This is a genomic window from Actinoplanes teichomyceticus ATCC 31121 (genome assembly GCF_003711105.1).
GTDB classification, from domain to species: domain Bacteria; phylum Actinomycetota; class Actinomycetes; order Mycobacteriales; family Micromonosporaceae; genus Actinoplanes; species Actinoplanes teichomyceticus.
Genome location: NZ_CP023865.1, coordinates 5,890,352 through 5,916,061 on the forward strand (window position 1 = coordinate 5,890,352; position 25,710 = coordinate 5,916,061).

Below are 25,710 nucleotides of genomic sequence, written 5' to 3' on the forward strand. Positions count from 1 at the left end.
ATGGAACTCCCAATGAGGCTTGCTGATCAACTACTCAGGCCCGTCGGGGCCGCCGTCATGCCCATGAGGGATTGCGGCTCGGAAGCCACCGTCCGAACAATGACTCGTACTCACCGGTTACGTCGCTGAAGACGAAGTCGGGCGTGGTACTGGCGACCGCAGCGCGCAACCGAGTCAGTAGCTGCGGGACCGGTACCAGCTCCATCGACAAGACCCGCGCGAGCCGGGTTCGCCGAGCGTCGGCCTCTGGGCAATCTCGGAGTTCGTCATTCCGGAGATGCTGCGCAGCAATTTGCATGACGGCTACGTCGCCTCCGCCGGAGAACTTCAAGCAGTCGTACCATGACGGAAGTCCGATCATCATCTCCAACGCTTCATGGAGGCTCCGACCGATCAGGCCAGCTTGTCCTTCTGAGCTGGCATACAACACTGTGGTTTTGCTCGTGAATTCCAGCGCCAGATGTCACTGAGTTCGGGCGCCAGCGAGATCTCATTACTTTCGATGTCTCTCAGTTTCGGCGCCACCGTTCGGGTCCGCTGGCCACGCCTGCCACCGAAAAGTTCCGCTTACACAGGGTGACGAGCTGGGACAGCCCGCGTCCTGGCCGGGATGCATGCCGACTGCGGTCGCATCGGCCGGTCGGATGGCGCCAGGCGACTATCGGCTATTTCCATGTGCGACGGACCATCGGCAACGCCTAGGAAGGAGCCATGGCCAACGAGATAACCGTTCCCCTGCTGCCCTGCGCGTCGATTGACGACATCGAAACCTTCTACGGAGTTCTTGGCTTCAGCACCACGTACAAGCAGCGCAAACCCAACCCCCTCGTGGCACTGCAACGTGAAGACCTACACCTGCAGTTCTTCGGGATGGCCGGGTTCGACCCGGAGCGGTCCTACGGCTCCTGCATCGTGCTCACCTCGGACATCGCGGAACTGCACCGGGCTTTCGCTGCCGGCATGCGGGCCGCATACGGCAAAGTCCTGGTGTCCGGAATGCCACGGATGACCCGACCCAGGGCTCGAAAGAACGCCGACGGGGTCGGTGGATTCAGCGTCATCGACCCGGGCGGCAACTGGATCCGCGTCTTCCAGAAGCCCGCGACGACGCCCACTCCGGCACCCGCACCCGCCGGACGACTCGCCAAAGCGCTGGCGAACGCCGTCGTGCTGGCCGACTCCAAGGGGGACGCCGGCCAGGCAGCCCGCATCCTCGACAGCGCGCTGGCCCGCCCACAGGCCGACGATGACCCCGTCACACACGTAGAGGTTCTGGTGTACCGCGCAGAACTGGCGATGACGCTCCAAGACCGGGAAACCGCAACGGAGATGCTGGCCCGCGTCAAGCACATCGCGCTGAACGCAGACGAGACTGACAGGGCGGCACCAACCTTCGAGATCGCCGCCGACCTCGCTGCGGCGCTGTGATGAGTTCGGGCGCAGTGCAGCAGCCGACGCTGCCCCTCATCGGCTAGAAGCGTGCGTCGACGTCTGGTCCAACATCGCGATCGACGTCTACGAGGGGTGACAATGCAGCCCTGTGTCAATCTTGGCCGCTGACTCTCGATGATCAACAAGTGGCGCTCGTTCTGACGAACATCCGCGGGGACCGGGATCGCGAGGTGGCGCCGAAAGTGGCGAACATCTGGCTCCGGTTCTCGCGGACAAAATTAGGGCTCGCGATACTCCTCAGCGCCGGGGTCGGTCAGCGTGCCGAAGTAGCCGAAGATCACCGCGTGCATGGCCCACACACGGACGCGCCGGAGACCCCCCGTGGTGCGAGGGCCTCCGGCGAGGCGGTTCCGTGCGGTGGATCAGGATCCGCGAAGGATCGGGTTGCCGTTGTCCGCGGCGCCGCTCTGCGAGCCGCTTGTTTCGCTGGCGCATTTTGCGGCGCCGCATTCCCCGCGGCTTTATCCGGCTGGCGTTTCGTTCAAACCCAGACCACTCAGGATGTTATCGCGGTTCGCGTTTCCGCGCAGCGCGGTCAAGGATTTCAAGCGGCCCAGCAAAGTCGTGGAAGACGCGGGGCATTTCAAGTCTTGAATCGCCGACAAGGTTTTTTCGAAACGCTGGATGCGGCTTTCGAGGTCCGTTCCACTCGGAAGGTTCGCATTCTTGAGCGCTACCTGCGCGTTCACTTGGGCTTGAGTGGGTGGGCAGCGACCAGGAACGTTTACCCCGGTAGGGCCCACGCGGTCGGCCGTCGCGTTCGGATTGCCCGGACTGAAACCCAACGCCGGCACCAAAGCATTGATGTCACCGGAGCTGGCTCCGGCGTTGCCCTGTTCGGCGGCCTGGCTCATCCCCGTGCCGACCGCGAGCGCCGAGCCGAGCAGCGCTGCGGCGGCACCTCCAATCACCAGCTTGCGCGTCCGGCTGCTGACTCCGCGTCGATACATGCACGGCTCCTCTTCGTCTCGGTACTGCTTGTGCCGAGGTATACGAGCAATGATGTGGCAGCAGTTCATGACGCTGAGCAAGCGTTCCTTAAAGCTTCTTTAACGCGACTCCCGGGGCGTGCAGCCGCCAGCATCGTCGCGCCCACGCCGCGCGGCCCAGCTACGCCGCAGCGCCGAACCCCCACAACAGGGCGGCGATCTGCACGACCCCTGGGACGGCCTGTTCATCACCACCAAGAACGGCCGGATTGGTGGTTGCAGTGCCAACGCTTCTTCTGCCGGCCCCTCTCAAGAGCCCTCCACCAGCACCGATGCCAGGGGTCAAGGGTGGCCGCAGGCCATCGCGAAGCGACGCGGAGCGTCCTTGACGCCTGGTACCGGCGCTGGACCATTGAGGCGAGAGGGGAAGGCCGACCGAGTTGTCGCTCGTGCCTTCCGGGGTCCGCAGGACTGCCGCCGGCCGAGGTCCAGCTCTAGGCCGTGTTTCGTAGCGCCGTCGATGTTGCGGCGTGGCGGTGTTCGATTACTGAAGAGGTCTCCGATATGTGTTTCAGCGACCAAGCCAGAACTTCACACCGGAGACCTCGTGCCGAGCGTAGCGGCAGTGGGGCGGCACGACCTGACCGACCTGCAGTGGGCGGTTCTTGAACCGGCGCTGCCTGCGGGAACGGGCCGTGATCGGCCGCGAAGATGGACCATGAGAACGATCATCGACGGGATCCGGTGGCGGGTCCGGACCGGCTCACCATGGCGGGACGTGCCGCCGGTATATCCGCCGTGGCAAACCCTGTACCGGTGGTTCCGCCGATGGCAGCGTGACGGCGTCTGGACCCGGATCCTGGCAGCGTTGCAGACCCGGGCGGACGCAACCAGGCTGATCGGCTGGAGCATCAGCGTGGACTCGACCATCAGCCGCGCCCATCAGCACGCGGCCGGCGCCCGGCGCGACGGTCACCTGCAGAAGGAACCACCAGGTGGCCTGCTGGCCGAGCCCGCCGATCACGGCCTCGGCCGCTCACGGGGCGGCTGGACGACCAAGACACATCTGGCATGTGAACAGGGCCGCAAGCCGATGGCGATGGTGGTGACCGCCGGGCAACGCGGCGACAGTCCGCAGTTCATCCCCGTGCTCGGCAAGATACGGGTGGCCCGGCCCCGTGCAGGCCGGCCGCGGACCCGCCCGGACATCGTGCTGGCCGACAAGGCGTACACCTGCAAGGCCAACCGCGCGCACCTTCGTAGCCGCGGTATCCGCGCTTGCATCCCGAGTAAGGCCGACCAGGACGCCTACCGCAAGGCCAAAGGATCCCGAGGCGGGCGTCCGCCCTCCTTCGACCCCGGCACCTACCGACTGCGTCATGCCGTGGAATGCGGCATCAACCAGCTCAAACAACACCGTGCCATGGCCACCAGATACGACAAACTCGCCGTCCGCTACGAAGCCTCCCTCACCATCGCCGCCATTAACCAATGACTCCGAGCTCTACGAAACACGGCCTAGCTGGACGTTTTAATAACGTTGGTGAGTTATCGGAGGGTTGAGAACCCGCGATCATGGCTACGGCTGGCCGATACGCCCGAATCAACCCTTTCGAGATGACTCTGATATGAGGAGATCTGCGGCCTTTGATCCCTCGATCGTGTTTGATTAGTTTTCCGCCCGGAATCGACGGACCTGGTGTCCCCCTCGCCCGCCGATGCCACCGTATCCCCAGGTCATGACCGAACGACGCGCATACCCATCCGACTTGTCCGACGCTCGCTGGGCCCTGATCGAGCCGCGCCTGAGCGCCTGGCGCCAGGCCCGCACCGACGCCCGAACCCAGCTCGGCATCAAGGGCCGCGTCCCCACCCACGACCTGCGCGAGATCTTCAATGCGATCCTCTACGTCAACCGCACCGGCATCGCCTGGCGCTACCTGCCCCACGACTTTCCTCCACATGCGACGGTCTACGGCTACTTCGCCTTATGGAGCAAGGAAGGGATCTTCACCGAACTCAACTACAACCTCACCGGACTCGTCCGCGACCACCACGGCCGCACCGTCGAGCCCACCGCAGCGATCATGGACACCCAAAGCATCAAGACATCCACGAACGTGCCGCTCGAAACCCAGGGCATCGACGCCGGCAAGAAGATCGCCGGCCGCAAACGCGGCATCATCACCGACACCCTCGGCTTACTGCTCGCTGTGCTCGTCACCGCCGCCAACGTCAGCGACAACGTGATCGGCAACGACCTGCTCGACCAGGCCACCGCCACCTACCCCACTCTGGCCAAGACCTGGGTCGATGCCGGTTTCAAGGTCAAAACCGTCGAACACGGCGCCACACTCGGCGTCGACGTCGAGATCGTCACCAAAGACCCACAGGTCAAAGGCTTCAGCGTCACCAAACGGCGCTGGGTCGTCGAGCGCACCCTCGGCTGGCTCATGCACCACCGCCGACTCGCCCGCGACTACGAAACCCTGCCCGGCAACTCCGAATCCATGATCACCCTCGCCATGATCGACAATCTCGCCCGCCGGCTCACGGACGAAAACACCCCAACCTGGCGAGACCCCCAAATCACATAGCACCACAAAATACGTTAATCAGACGTCCTCTAGGAGCGAGGATGGAATGCCATGGTGCGGCCCGCCGCGCCGGCCGATGCCAGCCGGAGGCCGCCAGCAGGCCGGGCGCGAGCGGGCACGGTCGCGCCGCGTCAGCGGCGCCTTGATACACAGAATGACCAAGTCGGCGGTAACACTTGCTTGCTGCGGGTTTCTGGACCAGCGGTCAAGGTGCGCTACGACCGGCGCCACTTGACTCTTGTGGTCCCCAGAAACGCGAAGAAGGCTGATCCAAGATCTAGACCAGCATTCTGACCTGCGGAAACCTTCGGTCGGGCTGACAGGATTTGAACCTGCGACCCCTTGTTACCAACAGCGACGGATTCAGGCTTGTCATCGGTTGTCGTGCACTGCCATTGAGCTGTACAAACGCAGCACATCGTTGATCATCGCTCGTAACTGATTGTGGACCGCGAGCCGGGGTTTTCGGGGGGTAAACGGGGGCCACCGTCACTCGGGGTGCCCGCATGGATGTCTATCGGGCACCATAAGATCTGTCCGGATGACGTGCCCGCGGTCGTCTGCTCACTCCACCGGCGACGCGGCCTCGCCCGGGTCGCCGTGCCACTCTGTAAGAGTCCGTTAACCACGCCCAGCCTGCGGGAGCAAACCGGACCAGTTCGCCAGCCGCCGTTCAAGCACCATGATCTGGCGCCGCCCGGCAAGGATCTCAGCGCCCTTGTCGCGGTCGCTCGTCGGCAACAGCCGCAGCACCACCAGCGCGTTCGTCGCACCGAGATAAGTCAGTCGCAGCACACAATCGATAATCCACGCGGCACAAAGTGCATCGAGCATCACCGATGCCTGGTCGCTAAACCTGGAGGAACCGATCATCCGACTGGAGATCGACGGCGACAACTTCAGGTTGCACCTGACTCCGCACGCGCGCGGCAACTCGCCGCGGCGCTGCTCGCCAACGCTGACGCGATCGAGTCGGCTCGCCCGCTGCATCAGCAGGCGGGCGTCATCTGACCGGGCCGGGGCCGGAAACGACTCTGTCGTTCAGTACGTGGTCGGCGATGGTAAAGACGGCCTCCGGGCAGGCTGCGGCAAGCAGGTCGATGACCTGAGACAACCGCCCCTGCTGAATGGGGGATACAAGGAACGGCCGGGCCTGTACCGGCCCTATCTTGCGAGCCGCTGCGATGGATGCCTGCGCTTGGCGAAATCCGTCCTCGATGCTTCGGATGGCCCGCTCGGCCGCATCAGCGGCTCCCTGCTCGGCGAAGATCTCGGCTAGTTGCTGGAGACATTGTCCCCGCTGGTAAGCAGAGCTGCCGGACCAGGCGAGCGTGTAGGCGCGGTCATCGTGGCCGGCTCGAGCCAGCGCCAGAACGAGGAGTGTTCGCCCTTCGCCCTGACGATTCTGGTCCACAATCAAGTCAACGAGTTCCTCAGCGCGCGCGAAGTTGCTTGCCCGTGCCGCAGCCTCGACCGCCTTGACCAGCGCCTGGTCACGTCCCTCAGCCGCCCTCGATACCTTCGACATAGCAGCGCTGCCGAACACCGGAAAGCCGACCGGCGAGGGAAGCCGAGGTGACGTCGGTTTGCCGATGTTCTCGTTGCGGGTCATCCAAGCCGCTAGCGATTCCGCGCGTTCGTCCTCGCCGAGTACCCACCACCCGGCCATGATCTGTTGAAGCATGGTGTGACGCCGAGGGCCCTGTTCAGTCTTGGCGGCTTCCTCGGTGACGGCCAACGCTTCGATAACCAGGTGTAACTCATCGCGTCCTTCGATGGAGGACGCCAGTTCGATCAGCACTGCCGCGCGGCGGTGCGGCTCCTCGATCAGCCCAGCCGCCTCAACTGCAGTCCCGAAGTCCTCCGCCGAGGCTGCCCCTCGAGCTAGATTCTCGAGTGTCGAACCGCGCCCGCCCCTGTTGTGATCGGCCCGGCAAAGTGACGTGGCCCGCCGACCGGCTATGTGGGCACGCTCGACGTCGCCCAGGGCCGCGAGCGCCGACACCAGCGGCACGAGGAGTTCGAATTCAGCCCGGGAGTCATCGATCGATCGGCTGATCGTCTCGGCTTGTTCCGCCAGGTAAGTCGCGCCTTGCTTGTCACCACGCCGTGCTGCGCGATAGCCCCAACTGGTCAGCGCGGATGCCCGTGTCGCGCGGCCGTTGATCGCGTCGACCAATCTGGCCAGGTCTTTATCCTCGGTCTTCTCGGCTGCCCGGATGACGATCCGGTCGTACGCCCGGTCTCTGTCGTCGGCATCGGCAAGTGAGTCAGCGAGTCGCCTGGCGTAATCAAGGTCGCCGGCCTCGGCAGCGGATCCGATCACCTCGCGCATGGCCGTTGCCTGATCAGACTTGTCTGTGATGGAGCTGATGACCGCCACAGCCCGATCGCGGTCACCCGCCGTGTACCAAGTCGATCCGACAGCAGCGGCAAGCCGCGCCACCACGTAGCCCGGCGTCGTCTCCTTTTTATCCCGGAGCTCGGTCAGTGCCTCGTCGGCGAGACCAGCAAGGCTCGCCAGCTCGGTGCGGTCGGCGATGGCCGTCAGATGTGGAACCATCTTCGTCGGCGTTTCGGCGCGCTGCTGTACTTCCCGCACGTACGTTGCTTCCCGAATTGCGTGGTCCGCGAGTTGCCGGGCTTTATCCGGGCGACCCGACCGATTCAGGCAACTCGCGAGATAGCCGTAGATGAGGGCTTTGTCGCCGCTGTTTGTCAACGCATCGACTTCGGTCACGGCGCTGTCGGCCAGGCGGTCTGCAAGGTCGGATTCGCTACGGCGGACAGCCTCCTCCGCGAGGGCTCCCAGCGTCTGGGCTCGCCAGTAGGGCATCGGGATCTGCGAGACGAGCGCTTCCGCCTCGGCCAGACTTCCGCCCGCGCGGGCAATGCCTGCGGCGACCCCACACAATGCCCGCGATTGCCAGAACGGCGCAGGTGCGCTCCGCGCCACGATCAGTGCCCGATCGCGTTCACCGCCTTCGGCGAGGTAGCGGGCGACTTCGCTGATCGTCTTGCCGGGCTCGTCTTCGGCGATGAAGACGCGATCCGGCATCAGGCCGACGAGCCGCTCAGCGAGGGCGTGGTGTCCGCCCTTCGCTACCTCGGGCGCAAGAAACGAGAGTGCGCCAGCGCGTATTCCGCCATCTTCGGAGATCGACCGGACCAGCGCCTCGGCACGTGTGACGTTACCGACGGCAGCCCACAGACGCGGTAGGCCAAGAGGCATGTGGCTGTTGCGTCTCTCAAGGTCAGCGCGGTGCAGAGCCAGCCGGCACATCGCAACCAGGTCACATTCACCGGTCGCCGACAACGCCCTCTGGGTCAGCGCCAGCTCCTCCATGGCGACGGCGTCGCCGCCGGTGTGGTCCAGCATCCGGTCGTGTCGGCCCGCGTCGGTTACCAGATGCACCATCCGGGCGTGGTCGCCCTGGTCGGAAAGCATCCGGAAGTAGCCGAGCAGCAGATCCGCCGGCGTGTTGGCGGGCCAACCTTGCTCGCGATAACGGTCGGCCCATTCGTGCAGGCGCCCGCGATACTCGCGCAGACGCGACGGCCCGAGAAGTCTCGCCGCTGTGGACAGCAACTCCTCGTGGGCAAGCACGTAGGCATCGCCCACCCGGGTGAACGTGCGCCCGGTAAAGCTGGTCAGGTGGTCTTCGACCAGCCACTCATCCTCACCTGTCAGCTCGGCCAGAGACGAAACGGACAGGCCGCCGGAGGCTGCGGTGACAAGCCCGAGAATGGTCCGTTCGGCGCCGCCCGCGTGCAGAATCCTCTTCAATTCCCGCTCAGCGTCGGCCCGCACCACCTCAGCGTAGGCGGACTTCCTCAGTTCACGTACCCCGCATCGGTTCCGCAACGGATGATCCGACGGCACGTCCGGCGGCAATGGCGGATCCGGCCGACTGGACACGATGATGCGCAATCCGCCTGGCGGGTTCCGGGGAAGAGTCCCGGCGATGCTGTAAGAATCGGGCCCGACCGTGACTCCCCGGTCCTCGTCCAACCCGTCAACCAGCAAGATCATTCGCTCACCCGACCGCTGGCAGGCGGCTTCGGCTGAGCCGAGCATGTCCAGCAGGTGTGCCTCTTGCGTCGTTTCGGTCAGGCCGGCGGGAAGCCCTCGCCGCTCAAGGAGGTCGGCGAGCTGTTCACAGACGCTGTCGAGGAACGCCCTACGGTCGTTCTGCTGGTAATGGCGTGCGGTGACGAAGAAGGAAACGATCCGAACCCCAGCCGGCGGGTGCAGCACGAACCACGACATCAGAGCGGACTTGCCTGCCCACGCCGGTGCACGCCACCACACGTAGCGGTAGTCGGGGTCACCGGTGCAGAAGGCCGCCAGCTCGGCTAGTTCCGCGTCGCGGTCCTTCAAGCCCGGCGGGGCGATCCGGCGCACCTGTTCCAGATAGGCGGAACGGACAACCGGCGGGACGTAACCGAACAGGTTGTACTGCGTATTGTTCGCGCCGACCTGCACGCCGCGGGCGTGACTCGCGTCCAACCCGATAGTCGCGTCGTCCCTCTGTTCAGGCGTCAAGTCCATGGTGGTCTTCGAGGTGGTCGACGAGTCGGCCGGCTCAGCTGAACGTATTGGTCTGAGTGTTGTGGTCGCCCACTTGGACACCCTTGGCGTTGTCCGCTGACACTCGATATCTCGAAGCCCTCGCCTCGTCCGACTCGGCCAAGCGCAGCAACCGGCGCGCGGTGCTGATCACCTGCTCGTCAGCGTCCGCACCGGACTCCGCCAGATCGTCACCGACGATCGTCTGCCATTGATCAGGCTCAGTCTCCGCTGCTTCGAGTGCTTCTTGCGCCCGGGCCCGGCCGTTCAGGCGCCGTCGCAGCTGGCTCTTCAGTTCGATGTAGGCATCCGAGATCGCGGATTTCGCCACGTCCGTTGAACCCGCCGCCGCACCGGCAGCGAGCGCTGCGATAATCACATCTACGCCCGTCACGATGCTCACTCTATGGCGGCGACGCCACGCAGACATCCCACCCACGGCCGAACTCCGGTTCTACTGCCGTTGTCGTGGGTGAGTTCCGACTCCCGATTGCAGCGCACGCCGTGTCCCGTCTAGGTTCCTGAGCTGCTAAGACACGGGAACTGAAGATCGGAAATACGGCGTGCTGGGTGTCAGGGTAATCCACCGGATGCTGGGCTTGGAGCGAACCGTCGTTGAGGCGGCCGAGATAGCTGCGGACGAGGCAGGCGAGTATCTGGCCGTGGCGGTCAGGCCGCGCAAGAAGGCCGCCCGCCGGTGCGGGCGGTGTCAGACCCGGGCACCCTGGTACAACAACGGCGGCGGCCGCCGATGGTGGCGGGGACTGGACCTGGGGACACTGCGGGTCTGGTTGCACTCTGATGCGCCGCGGGTGAACTGCCCGGTCCACGGCCCGACCGTGGCCGCGATGCCTCGGGCCCGCCACGGCTCCCGGTTCACCACCGCCTTCGAGGACACCACCGCGTGGCTGGCCGCCCACGCCAGCGCGTCCGCGGTCGCCGAACTGCTGCGCACGACCTGGCGGGCGGTCTCCGGGATCATCACCCGCGTCGTCGCCGACCGTGCCGGGGCTCTCGACCGGCTCGCCGGGCTGACCCGGATCGGGATCGACGAGATCGCCTACCGTAAGGGTCACCGCTACCTCGTGGTCGTCGTCGACCACGACAGCGGCCGGATCGTCTGGTCCGGTGAGGGCCGCCGCAAGCAGACCGTCGAGGCGTTCTTCGCCGCGCTGGGACCGCAGCGGGCCGCCGCGCTCACCCACGTGTCCGCCGACGGCGCCGACTGGATCGGCGATGTGGTCGCCGAGTGTGCCCCGCAAGCGGTCCGCTGTCTGGACGCGTTCCATGCCGTCGGCTGGGTCACCGACGCCCTCGACGAGGTCCGCCGACACGTGTGGAATCAGCTACGCGGCGGCAAAGGCCGGAGCACGACCGAGTCGAAAGCGTTCAAGGGCGCCCGCTGGGCGCTGTGGAAGAACCCCGACCGGCTCAACCCGCAGCAGAAGGCCACACTCGCCTCGATCCAGGCCACCAACCGGCCGCTCTATCGGGCCTACCTGCTCAAGGAACAGTTCCGCGAACTCATCCAGATCAAGGGAGACGACGGCAGACTGCTGCTCGCCGCGTGGCTGCGCTGGGCCGGCCGGTCGAAGATCCCCGCCATTGTCAAGGTGGCCAAGAAGATCCGCCGGCACCCCGCCGAACTGCACAACACCCTCGACAGCGGACCGTCCAACGTCCAACGCCCGCGTCGAAGCCACCGACACCCACCTCCGCGTCCTGACCCGACGCGCCTACGGCTACGCCAGCCCGAACGCGCTCATCGCCATCGCCGACCTCACCCGCGGCGGCCTCTGCCCACCCCTGCCCGGCCGCTGACCACTCACCGTCACCCACGAAAACAGCAGGAGAGCCCGAAATGGCTGGCCCAGCACGCGCAGCTGAGGCGGTTCGCGGCATGACAACCGAGCCGCCTGCCTGTCCCCGCATACACCGGTCGTGTCCTCTCTCGGTACTCCGGTAGGGGCAGGCAGGTAGCATCCTCGTCTGCGGTGCCCGGGACCGTCACCGCAGACACCAGCCTGCACCCCGTCCGTGGCCTCTTGCCAGCCAACAGGCAACCTCCCGGAGATTCCATGCGGTTCACCCAGATCGACAACGCACGCGCCACCCTGCCCACGACCCCAAGGCAGGCGTATCTGGTGAAAGACGGATGGAACGACTACGGCTACGTCACGATGTTCCAACTGATCGTCGTCGACGACGCCGGCGTCCGCCACGACCTGGGCTCAATCAAAATCGGCGGCTTCGACGTCCCACGCGGCTGGTCAGCTTCTCCCGACCTGCCACCTCAGTTCGAAAACCTCGACGATCGATACTTCTCCCTCGGGCAGGACGACACCCACTACGTAAAGCTGGCCGAACTCGGCACGTCCATCCGCGTCGAAGTACTCACGGCGCTACGGGATCTGGCCTACCACCCGGAACTGTTGCACCGCGCCGAAGACCTTCACGTCACCACCACCTCCCTGCTACGAGGTCTCCCCATCGGTGTTGTGGAGAACCAGTACCGGCGCATCGCCAACGGCGGGGCGCGAGTGACGCCCTACAAGTTCGAATACCAGCCACCCAACGGCCCCGCCGACACAGGCCCGCTGTGGGGCCAGCGGCTGGAGTTCACCGTCACCCCCGACAAACAGCCTCCGACCAACATCCACGTGCTCATCGGCCGCAACGCCGTAGGCAAGTCACACCTTCTCCGAAGCCTCGTCCGCGCTGTCGCCGACCGGCGGGCCAACACGGTATCCGTCGGGCAGATCTTCGAACAAGGTGCCCAGTCGGGGCACACCTTCAACGAAGTTGTTGCCGTCTCGTTCAGCCCCTTCGACGAGTTCGTGTCCATCCCCAACGCAGATCAGACGGTGCCGTACTCCCACATCGGCCCCCGAGAGCCAAACGGCGACGCCTTCACGACGACGATGAGCCCCAGACAACTCGCTCACGAGTTCTCCGGCATCCTGTCGAAGTGCCTGCGCGGGCCCGGCGAAGAACGCTGGCGTAAAGCAGTGAACACGCTGCGATACTCCGGCTCCGGATTCCTCGAAGACGACTCCTGGATTCGTGAGATCACCAGCGCATCCAGCGAGAAACGCCTCGAAATGGCCAAAGACCTGTTCACGAACCTGAGTTCCGGCCACGCAATCGTCCTGTTCACCATTACCCGCCTCGTAGACCTCGTCCACGAACGAACCCTTGTCGTCCTGGATGAGCCGGAATCCCACCTACACCCACCACTGCTCGCCGCGTTCGTCCGGGCTCTATCCGACCTTCTCCTGGACCGCAACGGCGTCGCCATCGTCGCCACCCACTCCCCGGTCGTGCTACAAGAGGTACCAGCGTCCTGCGTGACCCTGATCCAACGCCACCGCACCATCGCCGTCGCGCAACGACCCACGCTGGAAACCCTCGGCGAGAACGTCGGAACACTGACGCACGAAGTCTTCTCCCTGGAAGTGACGGACTCCGGCTACCACCGGATGATTCGCGCCGCCGTCCGCGACAACATGTCGTACCCCGCACTACTGGAACACTTCGGCGGCCAACTGGGCACCGAAGCGAAAGCCATCGCGCGAACACTCATCGCCATCCGCGACAGCGGCGGAGCACTATGATGTGGCCGCTCCCGCGACCCCCATACAAGGCCTACGACTTCTACCAAGCCTCCGTCCTCAGCACCCGGTCGAAAGAGGTCTCCGACCGGCTCCTGGGGCTCAGCAACAACATCCTCCAAGCCGCCGAACGTTACAAACCCGCAGCCAGCAACGGCGCACTGCACCAACTGAAAGACCTCGCCGGGCAGCCGTCCGACGCGGCAGGCAAGTCAGCACTCCTATGGGCCTACGAACAAGGCATCGTAAGAAACAAGAAGGGCCGACTGCTGTACGACTTCCTGCTCGCTCAGGCCCCGTACGGACGCTGCCCGTTCTGCTGGCACCGAAACGTCCACACCATCGACCATCAGCTACCGAAATCGTCGTACCCGCTGCTCAGCATCATTCCCGACAACCTCGTTCCCGCCTGTACCAACTGCAACCACCGCAAAAACGACACCGTAGCGGCCAGCACCCAAACCCAAATCCTGCACCCATACTTCGAACACGCCGACCACGGCCGCTGGCTGTTCGCACGTGTGGCATACCTCGAACCCGTCACCGTGCTCTTCTCCGCTGACCCCGACCCGACATTCAGCGAAACCATGCAGACCCGGATCCGGCACCAGTTCACCCAGTTCAGACTCGCGTCGCTGTACGGCCAGCAGGCGGCAAGCCAGATAGCCGGCGAACGCCACCGGATAGACCAGCTACGACAACAAGCAGGCCCCACTGTCCTGTCCGCGCACCTGCGCGACGCAGCGGACAGCTGGGCGAAGCAATCCGTCAACTGCTGGCAGCGAGCCATGTACGAGGCCCTGGCAACACACTCCGGCTTCCTCGAGAGCGGAACCTGACGGCGCACGGCCGTCATCAGCTCACGGTAGCGGACGATCACGGCGTGACAATGACCGTGCCGGTCGACGACGCCCAGCAGCTCGCCCTGGTGGCGATCTGGATTTCCTGGTCCACGATGGCCACTGGCCTACGTTCCACGAACTCGATCAACGGCTTAACCGAGAGCACGAGTTCGACGCGGCAGTGTTGCTTCCGCAGTTGCGTCGGGCCTGCTCTACGGCGTCAAGCACGGCAACAACGCGCCTATCGGTACGGAAACCCGGGTCGGGCTGACGGTCGCGGGCGCCGCGGCGACCGGCCGAGCGCAGCGCGAATTGGGGGCTGTTCCTCGATATCGTGCGCCACGCGGTCGAACTCGAACGCGATTTCGACCCGCCGGTCGATGAACCTCATCTCCGGCCAGTCCTGACCTCCACCCAAGCAGCAGACTTTCTCGGCCTGACCTCAGCGCAGGACCAAGAGGTGCCGAATCGGGTCGGCGCGTTCCTTGTAGAGCGGCAGTGGGGATCCACCGGATTCAGCGGTGTCGGCTCCGCCTCCTGGCAGGCCTCGATTAGCCGAGAGGTCCGCCGATTCCAGCGAGTCGAAAATCTGGACAGGTAATGGGAGCTGCGCCCGAAGTTCTGGGAACCCGAGCCCCGGTCGACGGACCCCAACCCGAACCAGGCAACACCGAGACCCGGTGCCGCGCCCTCCCCGGTTGTCAACTCGGCCGCCTCGACAGGCCGCGCTTCACGAGCCGACGACGCCGACGGATCCGGGGGAACAGGGAGCTTCGTTGACGTGCTGGTGATCGCGGCACTGCTCGATGAGCTCGAGGCGGCAAGCGACGCTGCGCTGGCCACTAATGCATCGCTTCGCTTGTGAAAAAGTTTTCGGGGGATGCATCAAATCTCAATAGATAGACGCCGACGCCCTGACCGGCATATTCCCCGGTCAGGGCGTCGCATGGTCGGGCTGACAGGATTTGAACCTGCGACCCCTTGACCCCCAGGCCGTTGGAGTCGACGCTTGCGCACGTCAAGCGCGATGTACGTCGTTCATACGGGTGTCGAGTGTGGAGGTCCGTGCGCTGCCGTGCATAACGTGTGGTCCCCAGATGGTCCCCGGCGGTTCCGAGAGGGCCACCAAGTGCAAGCCGAAGGTGGCCGCAGGCACCGATCGCAGCCAAACCTCAACGCTCGGGTGACTAAAGTCCCCCGCCAGCAGCAGCGAAAGCAGACCGCGCAACGGGCCTTGCCCTACGATCGAAATAGTATGTGAAAGCAAGGATCTGAAACGCCCATCGATCGCTCCGCTCGTTTCATCAGATAGAAATCAAACGCCTCCATTTTAGTCACCGGCTCACGGCCAGCCTTTGCGATCATCTCAGCCGCCTGAACAACTCGAAGCAATTCGGTGGGGTCTAAAATGTGGAAGAACGCTCGATTCTTTTCTGAGAATTGGGCGAAGAATGACGATCCGAACTGCGTGGCTCCCGAAAGTAGAGACAAGTCCGGGACAAGGACGATTAGATGAGGAGGCTGGTCAACGGAAACTTCTACTCCCCGACCAGACTCATCGGATACCGGCAAGCCACGGCGGGCGCTCCGCACTGCACCCGCAAGCTGCTTAGTCGCCTTTTCAACATGTTTTGCAAGATCACGAGACAAACGTTTTCGATCAGGCAGCGTCGGGCGTCCCAGAATCTGCAGGGCTTTCGATTCAATGAAGAAGCACCCGCGTTCATACGCTAGCAGCAAGTCCGTTAATTCACGGCTGCGCCCGCCTTCTTCAACCTGCGGGCTATGAATCACACCAGCGGGATGCAGATTGTCCACGAGCCAGACGGCCAACTGCTCCTGCTCGGAGCCTTCATTACCAGAAAAGATATTAAGTTTACTTAGACCACCGACGTTACGTGCATGGAAAACATCATTTTCCGTCCAAGCCGCAACGGTTTCACCCGTGGCGTTGATTGCCACCTTAGATCCGGCCCGACCCTCACGCCACATGTTGAGCGCATTACGGGCGACGGCCCTCCTGTCTTCCCCGTACCCGCCATCGACAATTTCGATCATCCTTATGAATTCGGTTATATCCCCCGACTTGACACGAAAACGAAAGGCCGCATGGGCGACACTTACTGCTGCCTCGTTAAACAGGAATACTTCGCACCGGCCTCCCGCCAAGGCCAATTTTAAGGCGAGCAATTCGTCGTCAGACTCCACGTAGGACCAGTTCATACCTGGATCCTGAGGGTCGTCCTTCATGTTTACGGCGAAAACGGCTGAGTTGTCGCTGGCACGTATGGCCACCAGATCTAAGTCGCCGCTGACCATGAGATATCTGAGAAGCGGAGATTCCGCCTTTATCAGCAAAGTCGGCTCTCTTTGCCCCTCCGTTCCCCTCACCATTGCCATTCGCACGAGCGACGGTGTTGCCAAGAACTCTGAGCGGTGCTCACTGGACAGCAGATGTACCGGCATTACCTGACCTCCGTCTGAAGCACCCTGTCCAGCAGCCGCACCGCCTCATTCCAACCGAGCGACGCACGCGGAAGCAAGGCTGGACCGACCCCTGTCCGTCCCTGCGGTCCTGGCCATTATGGCTGCGCTGGCGTGCGGCCGTAGGCGACCCCAAGCATCCTCGGCGCGTGGACGGTGCGTCCAACGACTTACGCGCGTGGACCCCGATTGATGTGGAACGGGCGTCGAGGACGCGCCTAGCCCCTACGACCCCCAGGCCGGTGGATCAAGCATTTGTGCACGTCAAGCGCGGTATTTGATGTGCGCTTCCATGTCAAGTGTTCAGGCCCGCGCCTGGACGTGCATGACGTGTGGTCCCCAACTGGTCCCTAAACTGCCGCACCTCCCGCTCGCCCAAGGCTCTCTCGTACCCACCCAGGTGAAGGCCAACGTGAGCCGTCGACCTTCACCGGGAACCTGACGAACCCCCATGTTCACCGTGACGCGGAAGATCGATCTGGGGCACGTGTCCGCGACGCAGTAGCGCTCGGCCGGCTGCCAGAGTCGAATGGATCTGTGCCGCCGTGATCGGAATCGAGTCCTCGCCACTGCGCCGCACGATGCTGATGAACGCGCCCTCCACGCGGTCGCCCACGATCGCCCCATGCACCAGAAACGGCTTTAGTTCTTCCTCCTGCGGAGGTAGGGACACCGTCACCAGACCGATGCCAGGTCCCGTCTCAACCGACCGGATTTCCAAGCCAACTGGGAAGGGGAAGATGGTCGTCTCGATCGCCTGGCGATATCGCCGCACGGTCCCTGTGTCTACCGGGACCGGCTTGATGGAATCGATAAGCTCACCGCCGGGAATCTTCTTCGTCCCCATCCCCGCGACCACAATGCCGCCTTGCTCGGCGTTGGCGAACCGGCTGACCGCCTGCGCCAACGAGATCCTCCCCTTCGGGGTCGTTAGGTCGTAGTGAGCCGACTTGACGTCGAGCCACGGCCCCTCCGGCTGGCCGATCAGCAGGTCAGCCCGACCAGCGACGACAAGGTCTTGAACCGTTCTGCGCGTCAGCACTCCTGTGCTCGCAGCCGCGAAGAGCGCCCTTACTCCGTCACCGATCCGGTAGAGCGACTCCAACGTCTTGCTGCGTGTCGGAACCGCCAGGATAGCCTTGTGGTAATAAGGAGAACTGGAGCGTTCATCGTCGGGAACCGCATTGACCAGCTGAGCACCGTAACGCTTCAGGAACGGCCCGCTGATCGTAGCGACCTTCTCGTAGAAGTGGTCGTCCTCGTCGAAGGGGTCGTAGTAGTCGCCAGTGACAAGATCGCATTGAACACCGAGTCGCCCATCGACGAGTAGGACGAAAGAGATCGGCTCGACGAACGACCCCTTCGGCTCATACTCATCCTCCGGTGCCACATCTACTTGAACCGCACCCAGTCCCCAGCCGGCTCGATGAGCCTTCCGCATAGCACGCACCAAATCTGTTGCGGTCGAGACGGCTAGGTCACCGCGCTTGATGACGATGCTGTCCACGCCATCGTCGTATCGCCGCTCACCTCCGAAGTACCACACACGCGGAGGATCGAACCGCACAGTCAGCGTCATGCACGCCAGCGTTTCACACACCTCACCGAACGGGTACCTGCCGAAGGACCGGCACCGGTCCCCCTACTTGCCGCGGTCGATTGTCACTCACTTAGATGCCCAGGCACCTGGTAAGACGCAAAACCAGTTACAGCTTCGGCCCGAACTACGATGTACTGAGCGTCGATCCCTTCCAACGCTGCCTGGTCTGCTGCGGTCCGCGCGTCGTGCTCTGCTTCGGCTCGGCTGAATTTGGAGTCGGCGTAGGTGTCGCCGAACTTGGAGAGTTCAGCCTTGCTGGGATCAAACTTCATGATCATGATGTACGGCTCGGACAGAGCACCACGCTGGACAGGGACGCGCTGGGCCGTCATGGACGGACCTCCCGAGGGTCGGCAGACATATCGTCTGAGACATCGTATCGATTCTCGTCGGCTGGCCCTATCGATCCACTCGCGACCGAGTGACACCACGTTGAGGACTGTCACCGCAGTTTCCCCAGCTCAGAGGGCATTCAGTGACAGGAGTGACATGTGTGACATCCCCTTGCAGGAGGACTCAACGCGCTACGGCCTCGGCTACATCGTTGCTAAGGTCTGACGATGTGGTTCAGGATCTGAGTCAAGCCGGACCAATCTTGCATAGTCATCACCTCACGATCGCTCCTGGCGCGCTTCAATTTCTCATGGAATGACTTCTGCACAGCGCGCTTACCGACAATTTCACCTTGATATTTACCTAGCTTATCCATATAGCCCTTCCACTGAACAGGCGAAAGGCCGCCATCAGGATAAGTCAGTACGTCAGCGCCGAGGTATAGCTCTATAGAGCCTGCGAGGCCATTTACGTCCATCCCTGACTGCCCCTGCGGCCCAAGCGTCGGGTAATCTGATGCGATTCGCAATTTCAGGGTAGTGAATCAGTCGGAAATGGGTCGGCAGATTCCCGGCGCCTTTCAACATCGTCAACACCGCCTGATGGGCAGCACTATCGTTATCAAGAATCGCAACGATCCGGTTGGAGATTCCGGCCGCCGCAAAGCTTTTCAGCATGTTGATAGCCGCAACGGCCGATCCTTCAGCACCAGTGTCATAATCGAGAAATCGTATAAATCCTTCGAGGTGTGGCTTCAAGAGTTTGAGTGCACCACTGAGAATGCGCGCGTCGCTACTTCCCTCGGTGATGACGATTGGTGGACCGCTTGGAATTCCTTCAACCACATCCTTGATTGCACCTTCGGCGTCGTCCGGAAGCCATCCCGACTCCTCCAGTGCGCTCGGAGACCGCTGCTACCTGGCTCTTGCACGCCGCCCTTGACCTGGCCGAGCAGGGCATCCCCGTCTTCCTGCTCGGCCGCACCAAACGGCCCGTGGCCAATTGCCCCGCCTGCCCGAAAGCCGCCGTCGACCCGTTCCACGACCCGGAAGACTGTGACTGCCTGACCTGCCACGGCTTCTACGCCGCCACCACGGACCCCGCCCGGATCCGAGCCATGCATGAGGCCGTGCCCGGCGGGCTGCTCGCGATCCGGACCGGGATCGTCAGCAACCGCGTGGTGATCGATATCGACCCGCGCAACGATGGCCGGCTGCTATCCGAGTTGATGCCCCCGACCCGGTGCGCAGCGACCGGCTCCGGGGGCTGGCACCTGCACTACCGGCACCCCGGCGGACCCTTCGCCGCCGACCTCAACCACCGCGGTCACCCCGGCATCGACATCAAGGCCGATGGCGGGTACGTCGTCGCACCCCCCTCGATCCACCCGGGCACCCGACAGCCGTACCGGTGGATCGGGCACCGGGCCGAAATTGAGATGCCCCCGCCGCTGATCGCCGCGTGCCGGCCCGCCGAGCCGCCCACGGCCGCCGACCTGCCCGCCGTAAGGCCCGGCACCACGCCGAGCACCGGCAACAACGGGCGGGGCATCTCATCCCCGGCCGCCCTGCTCGCCTCCATCCTCGATGCCGTCGCCCAAGCCGGCGAAGGCAAACGCCGCACCACCCTCTACGGCGCCGCCCGCGGCGTGGCCCGCATGGTCGCCGCCGGAGCCCTCACCAGCACCGACGCTTACCAGGCGCTCTACGACGCCGGTGTCCGCGCCGAGCAGACCCACCGCGACATCCATGCCGCCATCACCGGCGGATTCCGCGCCGAGGCGGTACCGAGCGAAGGGGTAGCCGCATGACCGAACCCGACCCGACCACCGACGGAGCGGCCATCCTCGACCAGCTCCACGCAGCGCTCATCAAATACGTGATCCTGCCCGGCCCCGAGGCAATCGACGCCACGGTCCTCTGGATCGCCGCCACCCACGCACAGGACGCGTGGACCCACGCACCCCGCCTTGTGATCAAGGCCCCGGAGAAGCGGTGCGGTAAGTCCCGGCTGCTCGACATCACGGCCGGTACCTGCTACCGACCGTTGATGACGGTCAACGCCTCCACTGCGGCGATCTGCCGCTCGATCGGTCCGACCGACCCGCCCACGATCCTGCTCGACGAAGCCGACACGATCTTCGGCGGTAAACAGGCCGAGGCCAACGAAGAGTTGCGCGGCCTGCTTAACGCCGGCCACCAGCGCGGACGGCCGATGATCCGCTGGGATCACCAGAAGAAGGACCGCGACGAGATCCCGACCTTCGCCATGGCAGCCCTCGCCGGCATCGGCTCGATGCCCGACACGATCGAGGACCGCGCCGTGATCGTGAAGATGCGCCGCCGGACCGCAACCGAGAAGGTGTCCCCGTTCCGCTCCCGCCGCGACGGCCCTCCCTTGAAAAAGATCGCCGCCGAACTGACCTCGTGGCTGCGACCCAACCTCGTAGCGCTGGAGAATGCCGAGCCGATCATGCCGCTGGAAGACCGAGCTGCCGACACCTGGGAACCACTCATCGCGGTCGCTGACCTCGCCGGCCGCAGCTGGCCCGAACGCGCCCGCAAGGCCGCACTCGCGCTCAACGCCGCCCGTGAAGGGGACACCGAGTTCTCCGACCGGCTCAGAGTGCTGATCGACTGCCGGACGGTCTTCGGCAACTTCGACTCACTACCCTCCACCGTCCTGCTCGAACGATTGAAGGCGCTGCCCGAATCACCGTGGGCTGACTACAACAACAGCACCGGGCTGACCTCCATGAAGCTCAGCAGCTTGCTCCGCGAGTACGAGATCACCTCACAGAACATCCGGTTTCCACCGCCGATTGGCCAGGTCAAAGGCTTTCACCGCGAAGCCTTCACCGATGCGTGGCAGCGCTACTGCCCGCCCGCCGACTCCAGCGAACCCGGCGGGCCGTCCCAGCCGTCCCAGTCGTCCCGAGACGACGTTTCCCCAGCCCAAACCCCGTTACGACTTCTGCGCCCGGTACGACCTGAGTCGTCCCAACCCCAGACCGGAACGGCTTAGCACGATCGGGCTGGGACGACCCAACCCGTCCCAGCCCCAAAAGCCGTCCCAGCTTTGAGCAGCAAAAACATGTCGGTGGGACGACTGGGACGGCTGGGACGGCTTACCCCTCACAGACACGGGGATCAACCCCTGCATGAACGAACTGGCCCCAACCGACCACCGTCTTCTCCCACCTATCACGACCTACTGTGGACACCCGTGCCCGACTCGAAAGTCACGGAGACCGCATGGCCAACACCACCGGTACCGCAACCAAGCCAGACCCTGACTGCTGCCGGCAGACCGGACTCATCTACCCCGACGGCCGGAAGCGCTGCGCGAAACACGCCACCGCTGAAGACAAAGCCCTGACCGCCGAACTCAATCAAGCCGCACGACCCATCCTCGGCAGCCTCCATTGGCCCTACGGCGCCGACGTCGACATCGCCGCTCGTCAACGACTGGTCACGTGGGCGAACAAGCACAAACTCCGGCTCGCCCAGAGCCGGTGCCGACAACTGCACTGGCTCCGCACCAACCGATGCACCGAAGACCCCTGTAACCGACTCGGCCGCTGGATGGACCACCTCACCCACTGGCAGGCCTACGGCGGCCCAGCACTTCTACTGGCCCAGCCCTACAACATCGGCACCCAAGCCATCACCCAACTCGGCGAAATCGCGGCCACCGACGAATTTACCCTCCAGATCACTGCCGATCACTGGTACGGCTACGACACCATCGCCGTCGAGATCTGGCGCACCGACGTCCACACCGCGATAACCAGCGAATCCCACTTCAGCTAACCGCCGCACGATCGTCCGGCCTCGCCTTCAGACGGCGAGGCCGGACGCGTCTCCAGACACAAGCAATCTTGCTGGAGTCGGACCCCGCTGAGAGTTGCCCCGCCGATCGACGTATCGAATTACCTACTACACAGGTAGATCTTGGCTCTACGGCGCTCTCAGCGGGCCACTCTTCGGCCCTTCATCGCGGCAGCCCGTACGGTGTCGCTCGGACGACCTCAAGCGCAGAACGGGCGCGAGGGCCGTTTTGCGCGGCCCTAAAAGCTCACTGTGGGAGGCACCTAGCCATGCGACTAAGGCTCTTGGACGACACCGAGCCCACCACTCCTAGCAGCACCGAGTTGATAACTACGGAGGAGCTGGCGAAGATGCTCCGAGTCGATCCGTTGAGCGTCCGGCGTTGGCGCACCGCTCGGCCGGTCCAGGGACCCCCGTTCATCCAACTATCCGAGCGCGTGATCATGTACTCGATCACGGACGTACGGGAATGGCTGGTCAGCCGTCGAATCACGCCGGAGGCAGCGTGACCAGCACTCCACAACATCCACCGCTTGCTGTCGAGATCCGCTCGGACGTGGAATACCGCGCCGGGCGGCCGAAGCCGTACAAGGCTCGCGTGCGGTGGAAGGATCCCGCGACCGGTGAGCGCCGGTCCAAATCGCACTCCACCGCGACGCTGGAAGAGGCAGACGAGTGGATCGAGGGCATGATCCGGGCGGCCAGTGGCGGGATCAACCCTGCCGCGGCCACTCAGCGACTCGCCGACTACGGCGCGGACGTGATGACGCTGGCCACCCGCGGACTGGAGCGCAAGACACTCGATCCGTACCTTGCCGGCTGGCGGCTGCGGATCGTGCCGAGTCTCGGCCACATCCCCATGCGGATGATCACCAACGGTGTGGTGGACCGCGCCGTCTACTCGTGGATCGAGGACGAGTGCAGCCGATCGACCGTGAAAAACACCCTTGCCATGCTGGTCAGAGTGCTTGAACAGGCCGTGCGGGACGGTGTGGTTGATCGCAATGTCGCGCGGGTGAGCGGCTGGCAACGCGCGTACCAGCAGGCCGAGGATGAGTTGGACGATCCGCGGTCGCTCGCGCTCCCGGGCTGGGAGGCGTTGACATCTCTCGCTGATGCGCTGGTGGCTAGGTCGCACGACCACTTCACCGGATGGGGACACGTCGTCATGTTCGCGGGATGCACCGCGGCCCGCATCGGCGAGGTATCCGGCGTCCGCGCCGGCGACATCGACCGGCGGACCTGGACATGGACCGTGCGGCGGCAGACCACGCCCGGCCCGGGTGGTCTGATCGACAAGGGCACCAAGGGCAAACGCACCCGCAAGGTACCGATCATCGAAGAGGTCAGGCCGATGGTCACCGAGCGGCTGGACTCCGCGTCCGGCCCGGACACACGGCTGTTCACCGGCCCGCGCGGCGGCCGGATCAGCACCGCCGTACTGCGCGACGCCACGCACTGGGACGAGGTGGTCACCGAACTGGGGTACGAGCACCTACGCCGCCACGACCTGCGGCACACCGGCCTCACGTGGATGGCCGACGCCGGCGTCAAGGTGCACGTGCTGCGCGAGATCGCCGGGCACGGATCATTGAGCACGACACAGCGGTACCTGCACCCGGATCAGCGCTCGATCGACGCCGCGGGAGACGCGTTGAGTGCCCATTTGAAAGCCCCTCAGGCACGGATCACTCAGCACCACACAGCGATACCTGCACCCGGATCAGCGTTCAATTAACGAGGCCGGGCATGCCCTCAGCGCTCATCTAGGGGCTCCTCGGTCACAAAATGAGTTCCGCCTTAAATGCGTTTGATCAAAGCATCGGCACCGGAACAATCGAAATGAGGGCTTCGAGCGGACAGTGACGCGCCGCTCGAAGCCTCCATGTCGTCTGCTAGGCGTCCTCGGGGTCTTCGGCGTCTTCCGTAGCGAGGAGAGTTTCGAGATCCGGCAGCCTCTTCATGTGCGAGTCCGACCTACCTCCGGCCAGAGTATTACCCTCCGTCATATCACGGCCGGAGGGCCACAGGAACTCTTCAAGCGAGTTGAGGCGCAAGCGCCGACTGCCAGCGTCGCTGGAATTTCGCACGCCCCTTGCGTAAAGTCCCGCAAGGTGCCCCTCTCGCGAAGGCCATCCCACAATCTTACCGGCATCTACGCTGAGCGACAGAACCTCGCCGACTAGCTTAGAAAATTCGCCAAGTCGTTCACCTACGCGGCTGGCCTCCTCGCGGTCGAATGGAAGGTCTTCCTGTCTCTTCGCAAGCGCCAAGAAGAGAGCATAAAAATCGACTTTCCTCGACCACCGCAAAGGGTTCGGCCAGTCTAATACCTGGTCCAACTGAGCCAGGACCCTCTCGAAGGTCCGTTCCGCACTTACGCGGTCAGGAAACTCGCTCTCGAAGTCTGCATAGAAGCTGTCCAGCTTATCTTTTTTATTCTGGACACCATACAAGGCAGCAACCGTCAGTTCGCTCACATACTCAATGTCAAGCATTCGCCTGAAATCATTGGCAGTGAAGAGCCCCGACCTCACCCAGAAGGATTTTTTGCTAAGCTCCGTAACACACGAGATAAAATCGCCCCAATATGTCGCTTGACGCAACTCTTGGCGATTCAGCGCAACGTTGTTCCGGTTTAGTCGACCGAATATCTCGCGGACCTCTCCCTCACTGAGGGCGGGCAGAGAACGAACAACGAACTTATAGCGAAAGAAGCGTTCCTTGACCAGGGGATCAAGATCACTGAATCTCTGCCCAGCAAGCTCCCCCGATTCCGTGCCCAAAGGGTAGAGATCATTGATGAACTCAAGGCACGCCCGTATTCTTTGCTGACCGTCAACTACGACATGCGTTTCACTCGCATCCGCGGAAACGGTCGTCTGAAGGTACAACTCAGGTACGGGGTATCCACGAAGGATGCTGTCGATCAGGTACGCCTTTTGAGCCTCTTGCCACACTGGGTTTCGCTGGAAGGGCGGCTCCATCTCAAGCTCATCTGATTGGAGTCGCTTCCAGAACCAAGCGACTGTTTGCTGGGTAGCGTCCAAAAATCGCGCATTAGGGACAGATGGTACGGGGTTCACCGCAACTCCTCTGGCGATATAGCGTCATCCTTCAAGGACAGATTCGCCGACGCCTCGCCATCGGCTATCGTGGTAAGCAGGTTCTCGCGAAGCGCCTTAATGCCTCGCACTTGATACTCTCGTAGGGATTCAAAATCTCGATATATCCGCGTTTTCACAGAATGCCCTTCCGTGGGCGGCCTATTCCCAGCCCTATTGAGGGCAGTTGACCACTGCGGACCAAAATCGAGACGGGAAAGAATGTCATTTGTGGCAATTGTTCCGTCAAAGACCAGTGATCTACGGTGCTGCTCTAGCTGGGCCGCCTTCCGCTTGCTCATGGGCTGCGCAGGCCATGATCGCAGAGCTCTCCACGCTTCATCGAAATGTCGGGCAC

General features: G+C 63.6%; 18 protein-coding genes and 1 pseudogene. 10 read left to right on the forward strand and 9 right to left on the reverse strand.

The features are described 5' to 3' along the window. Positions 1-711 precede the first annotated feature (711 nt). Positions 712-1,428 carry a VOC family protein gene (locus ACTEI_RS25800; RefSeq protein WP_122980024.1) on the forward strand — a complete coding sequence of 239 codons (717 nt, stop codon included), beginning with the start codon at positions 712-714 and terminating at the stop codon, positions 1,426-1,428. Between the two features lie 485 nt (positions 1,429-1,913). On the opposite strand, the gene ACTEI_RS25805 is transcribed toward ACTEI_RS25800, so the two are convergent. Then, a complete protein-coding gene (locus ACTEI_RS25805) occupies positions 1,914-2,402 on the reverse strand; it encodes a hypothetical protein (RefSeq protein WP_239082764.1) in 489 nt (162 codons plus the stop codon). 604 nt (positions 2,403-3,006) lie between these two features. Here ACTEI_RS25805 and ACTEI_RS25810 point away from each other — a divergent pair. Both ACTEI_RS25810 and ACTEI_RS25815 read left to right on the forward strand, forming a co-directional pair. Continuing rightward, positions 3,007-3,876 (forward strand): IS5 family transposase, encoded by an 870-nt coding sequence (locus tag ACTEI_RS25810; RefSeq protein WP_187646021.1) that lies wholly within the window; start codon positions 3,007-3,009, stop codon positions 3,874-3,876. 244 nt (positions 3,877-4,120) lie between these two features. Beyond that, the gene (locus ACTEI_RS25815; protein WP_122976141.1) at positions 4,121-4,978 is read left to right on the forward strand and encodes an IS5 family transposase; all 858 of its coding nucleotides are present in this window, start codon (positions 4,121-4,123) and stop codon (positions 4,976-4,978) included. 621 nt (positions 4,979-5,599) lie between these two features. On the opposite strand, the gene ACTEI_RS38605 is transcribed toward ACTEI_RS25815, so the two are convergent. Genes ACTEI_RS38605 through ACTEI_RS25830 form a run of 3 tightly spaced genes read right to left on the reverse strand, consistent with a single transcriptional unit; the run spans position 5,600 to position 9,942 of the window. Next, complete coding sequence (locus ACTEI_RS38605; protein WP_239082691.1) at positions 5,600-5,968, reverse strand: hypothetical protein; 369 nt, start codon at positions 5,966-5,968, stop codon at positions 5,600-5,602. A 13-nt stretch (positions 5,969-5,981) separates the two neighbouring features. Beyond that, on the reverse strand, positions 5,982-9,530 hold the full coding sequence (locus ACTEI_RS25825; protein ID WP_122980026.1) for a P-loop domain-containing protein: 3,549 nt from the start codon (positions 9,528-9,530) through the stop codon (positions 5,982-5,984). Between the two features lie 34 nt (positions 9,531-9,564). Continuing rightward, positions 9,565-9,942 (reverse strand): RIP homotypic interaction motif-containing protein, encoded by a 378-nt coding sequence (locus ACTEI_RS25830; protein ID WP_164466117.1) that lies wholly within the window; start codon positions 9,940-9,942, stop codon positions 9,565-9,567. A 196-nt stretch (positions 9,943-10,138) separates the two neighbouring features. Here ACTEI_RS25830 and ACTEI_RS25835 point away from each other — a divergent pair. The 3 genes and pseudogenes from ACTEI_RS25835 (at position 10,139) to ACTEI_RS25845 (ending at position 13,998) form a co-directional block, all read left to right on the forward strand. Next, positions 10,139-11,369: pseudogene (locus ACTEI_RS25835) on the forward strand (ISL3 family transposase). A 257-nt stretch (positions 11,370-11,626) separates the two neighbouring features. Continuing rightward, complete coding sequence (locus ACTEI_RS25840; RefSeq protein ID WP_122980028.1) at positions 11,627-13,162, forward strand: AAA family ATPase; 1,536 nt, start codon at positions 11,627-11,629, stop codon at positions 13,160-13,162. Beyond that, positions 13,159-13,998: an HNH endonuclease gene (locus ACTEI_RS25845; RefSeq protein WP_122980029.1), complete on the forward strand. Its 840-nt coding sequence runs from the start codon at positions 13,159-13,161 to the stop codon at positions 13,996-13,998. The genes ACTEI_RS25840 and ACTEI_RS25845 overlap by 4 nt, the downstream gene beginning before the upstream one ends. A gap of 1,242 nt (positions 13,999-15,240) precedes the next feature. Here ACTEI_RS25845 and ACTEI_RS37385 read toward each other — a convergent pair. The 4 genes from ACTEI_RS37385 to ACTEI_RS37390 all read right to left on the reverse strand — a co-directional run bounded on the left by ACTEI_RS37385 (position 15,241) and on the right by ACTEI_RS37390 (position 19,263). Continuing rightward, positions 15,241-16,467 carry a hypothetical protein gene (locus ACTEI_RS37385; protein ID WP_145830946.1) on the reverse strand — a complete coding sequence of 409 codons (1,227 nt, stop codon included), beginning with the start codon at positions 16,465-16,467 and terminating at the stop codon, positions 15,241-15,243. 445 nt (positions 16,468-16,912) lie between these two features. Beyond that, positions 16,913-18,064 (reverse strand): hypothetical protein, encoded by a 1,152-nt coding sequence (locus tag ACTEI_RS25850; protein WP_145830947.1) that lies wholly within the window; start codon positions 18,062-18,064, stop codon positions 16,913-16,915. 83 nt (positions 18,065-18,147) lie between these two features. Then, the gene (locus ACTEI_RS25855) at positions 18,148-18,417 is read right to left on the reverse strand and encodes a hypothetical protein (RefSeq protein ID WP_122980031.1); all 270 of its coding nucleotides are present in this window, start codon (positions 18,415-18,417) and stop codon (positions 18,148-18,150) included. Positions 18,418-18,846: 429 nt separating this feature from the next. Continuing rightward, positions 18,847-19,263, reverse strand: a complete 417-nt coding sequence (locus ACTEI_RS37390; protein WP_145830948.1) for a hypothetical protein — start codon at positions 19,261-19,263, stop codon at positions 18,847-18,849. Positions 19,264-19,313: 50 nt separating this feature from the next. On the opposite strand from ACTEI_RS37390, the gene ACTEI_RS25860 reads away from it, so the two are divergent. From ACTEI_RS25860 to ACTEI_RS25880, 4 genes are all read left to right on the forward strand, one after another. After that, positions 19,314-20,228, forward strand: coding sequence for a bifunctional DNA primase/polymerase (locus tag ACTEI_RS25860; protein ID WP_122980032.1), 915 nt, complete (start codon positions 19,314-19,316; stop codon positions 20,226-20,228). Next, positions 20,225-21,442 carry a DUF3631 domain-containing protein gene (locus ACTEI_RS25865; RefSeq protein ID WP_122980033.1) on the forward strand — a complete coding sequence of 406 codons (1,218 nt, stop codon included), beginning with the start codon at positions 20,225-20,227 and terminating at the stop codon, positions 21,440-21,442. The genes ACTEI_RS25860 and ACTEI_RS25865 overlap by 4 nt, the downstream gene beginning before the upstream one ends. A 230-nt stretch (positions 21,443-21,672) precedes the next feature. Next, positions 21,673-22,230: a hypothetical protein gene (locus ACTEI_RS37395; protein ID WP_145830949.1), complete on the forward strand. Its 558-nt coding sequence runs from the start codon at positions 21,673-21,675 to the stop codon at positions 22,228-22,230. A gap of 574 nt (positions 22,231-22,804) precedes the next feature. After that, entirely contained in the window at positions 22,805-23,986 is a 1,182-nt protein-coding gene (locus ACTEI_RS25880) for a site-specific integrase (protein ID WP_203723830.1), read from the forward strand. 157 nt (positions 23,987-24,143) lie between these two features. On the opposite strand, the gene ACTEI_RS25885 is transcribed toward ACTEI_RS25880, so the two are convergent. Continuing rightward, complete coding sequence (locus ACTEI_RS25885) at positions 24,144-25,334, reverse strand: DUF262 domain-containing protein (RefSeq protein WP_145830950.1); 1,191 nt, start codon at positions 25,332-25,334, stop codon at positions 24,144-24,146. Positions 25,335-25,710: the final 376 nt, after the last annotated feature.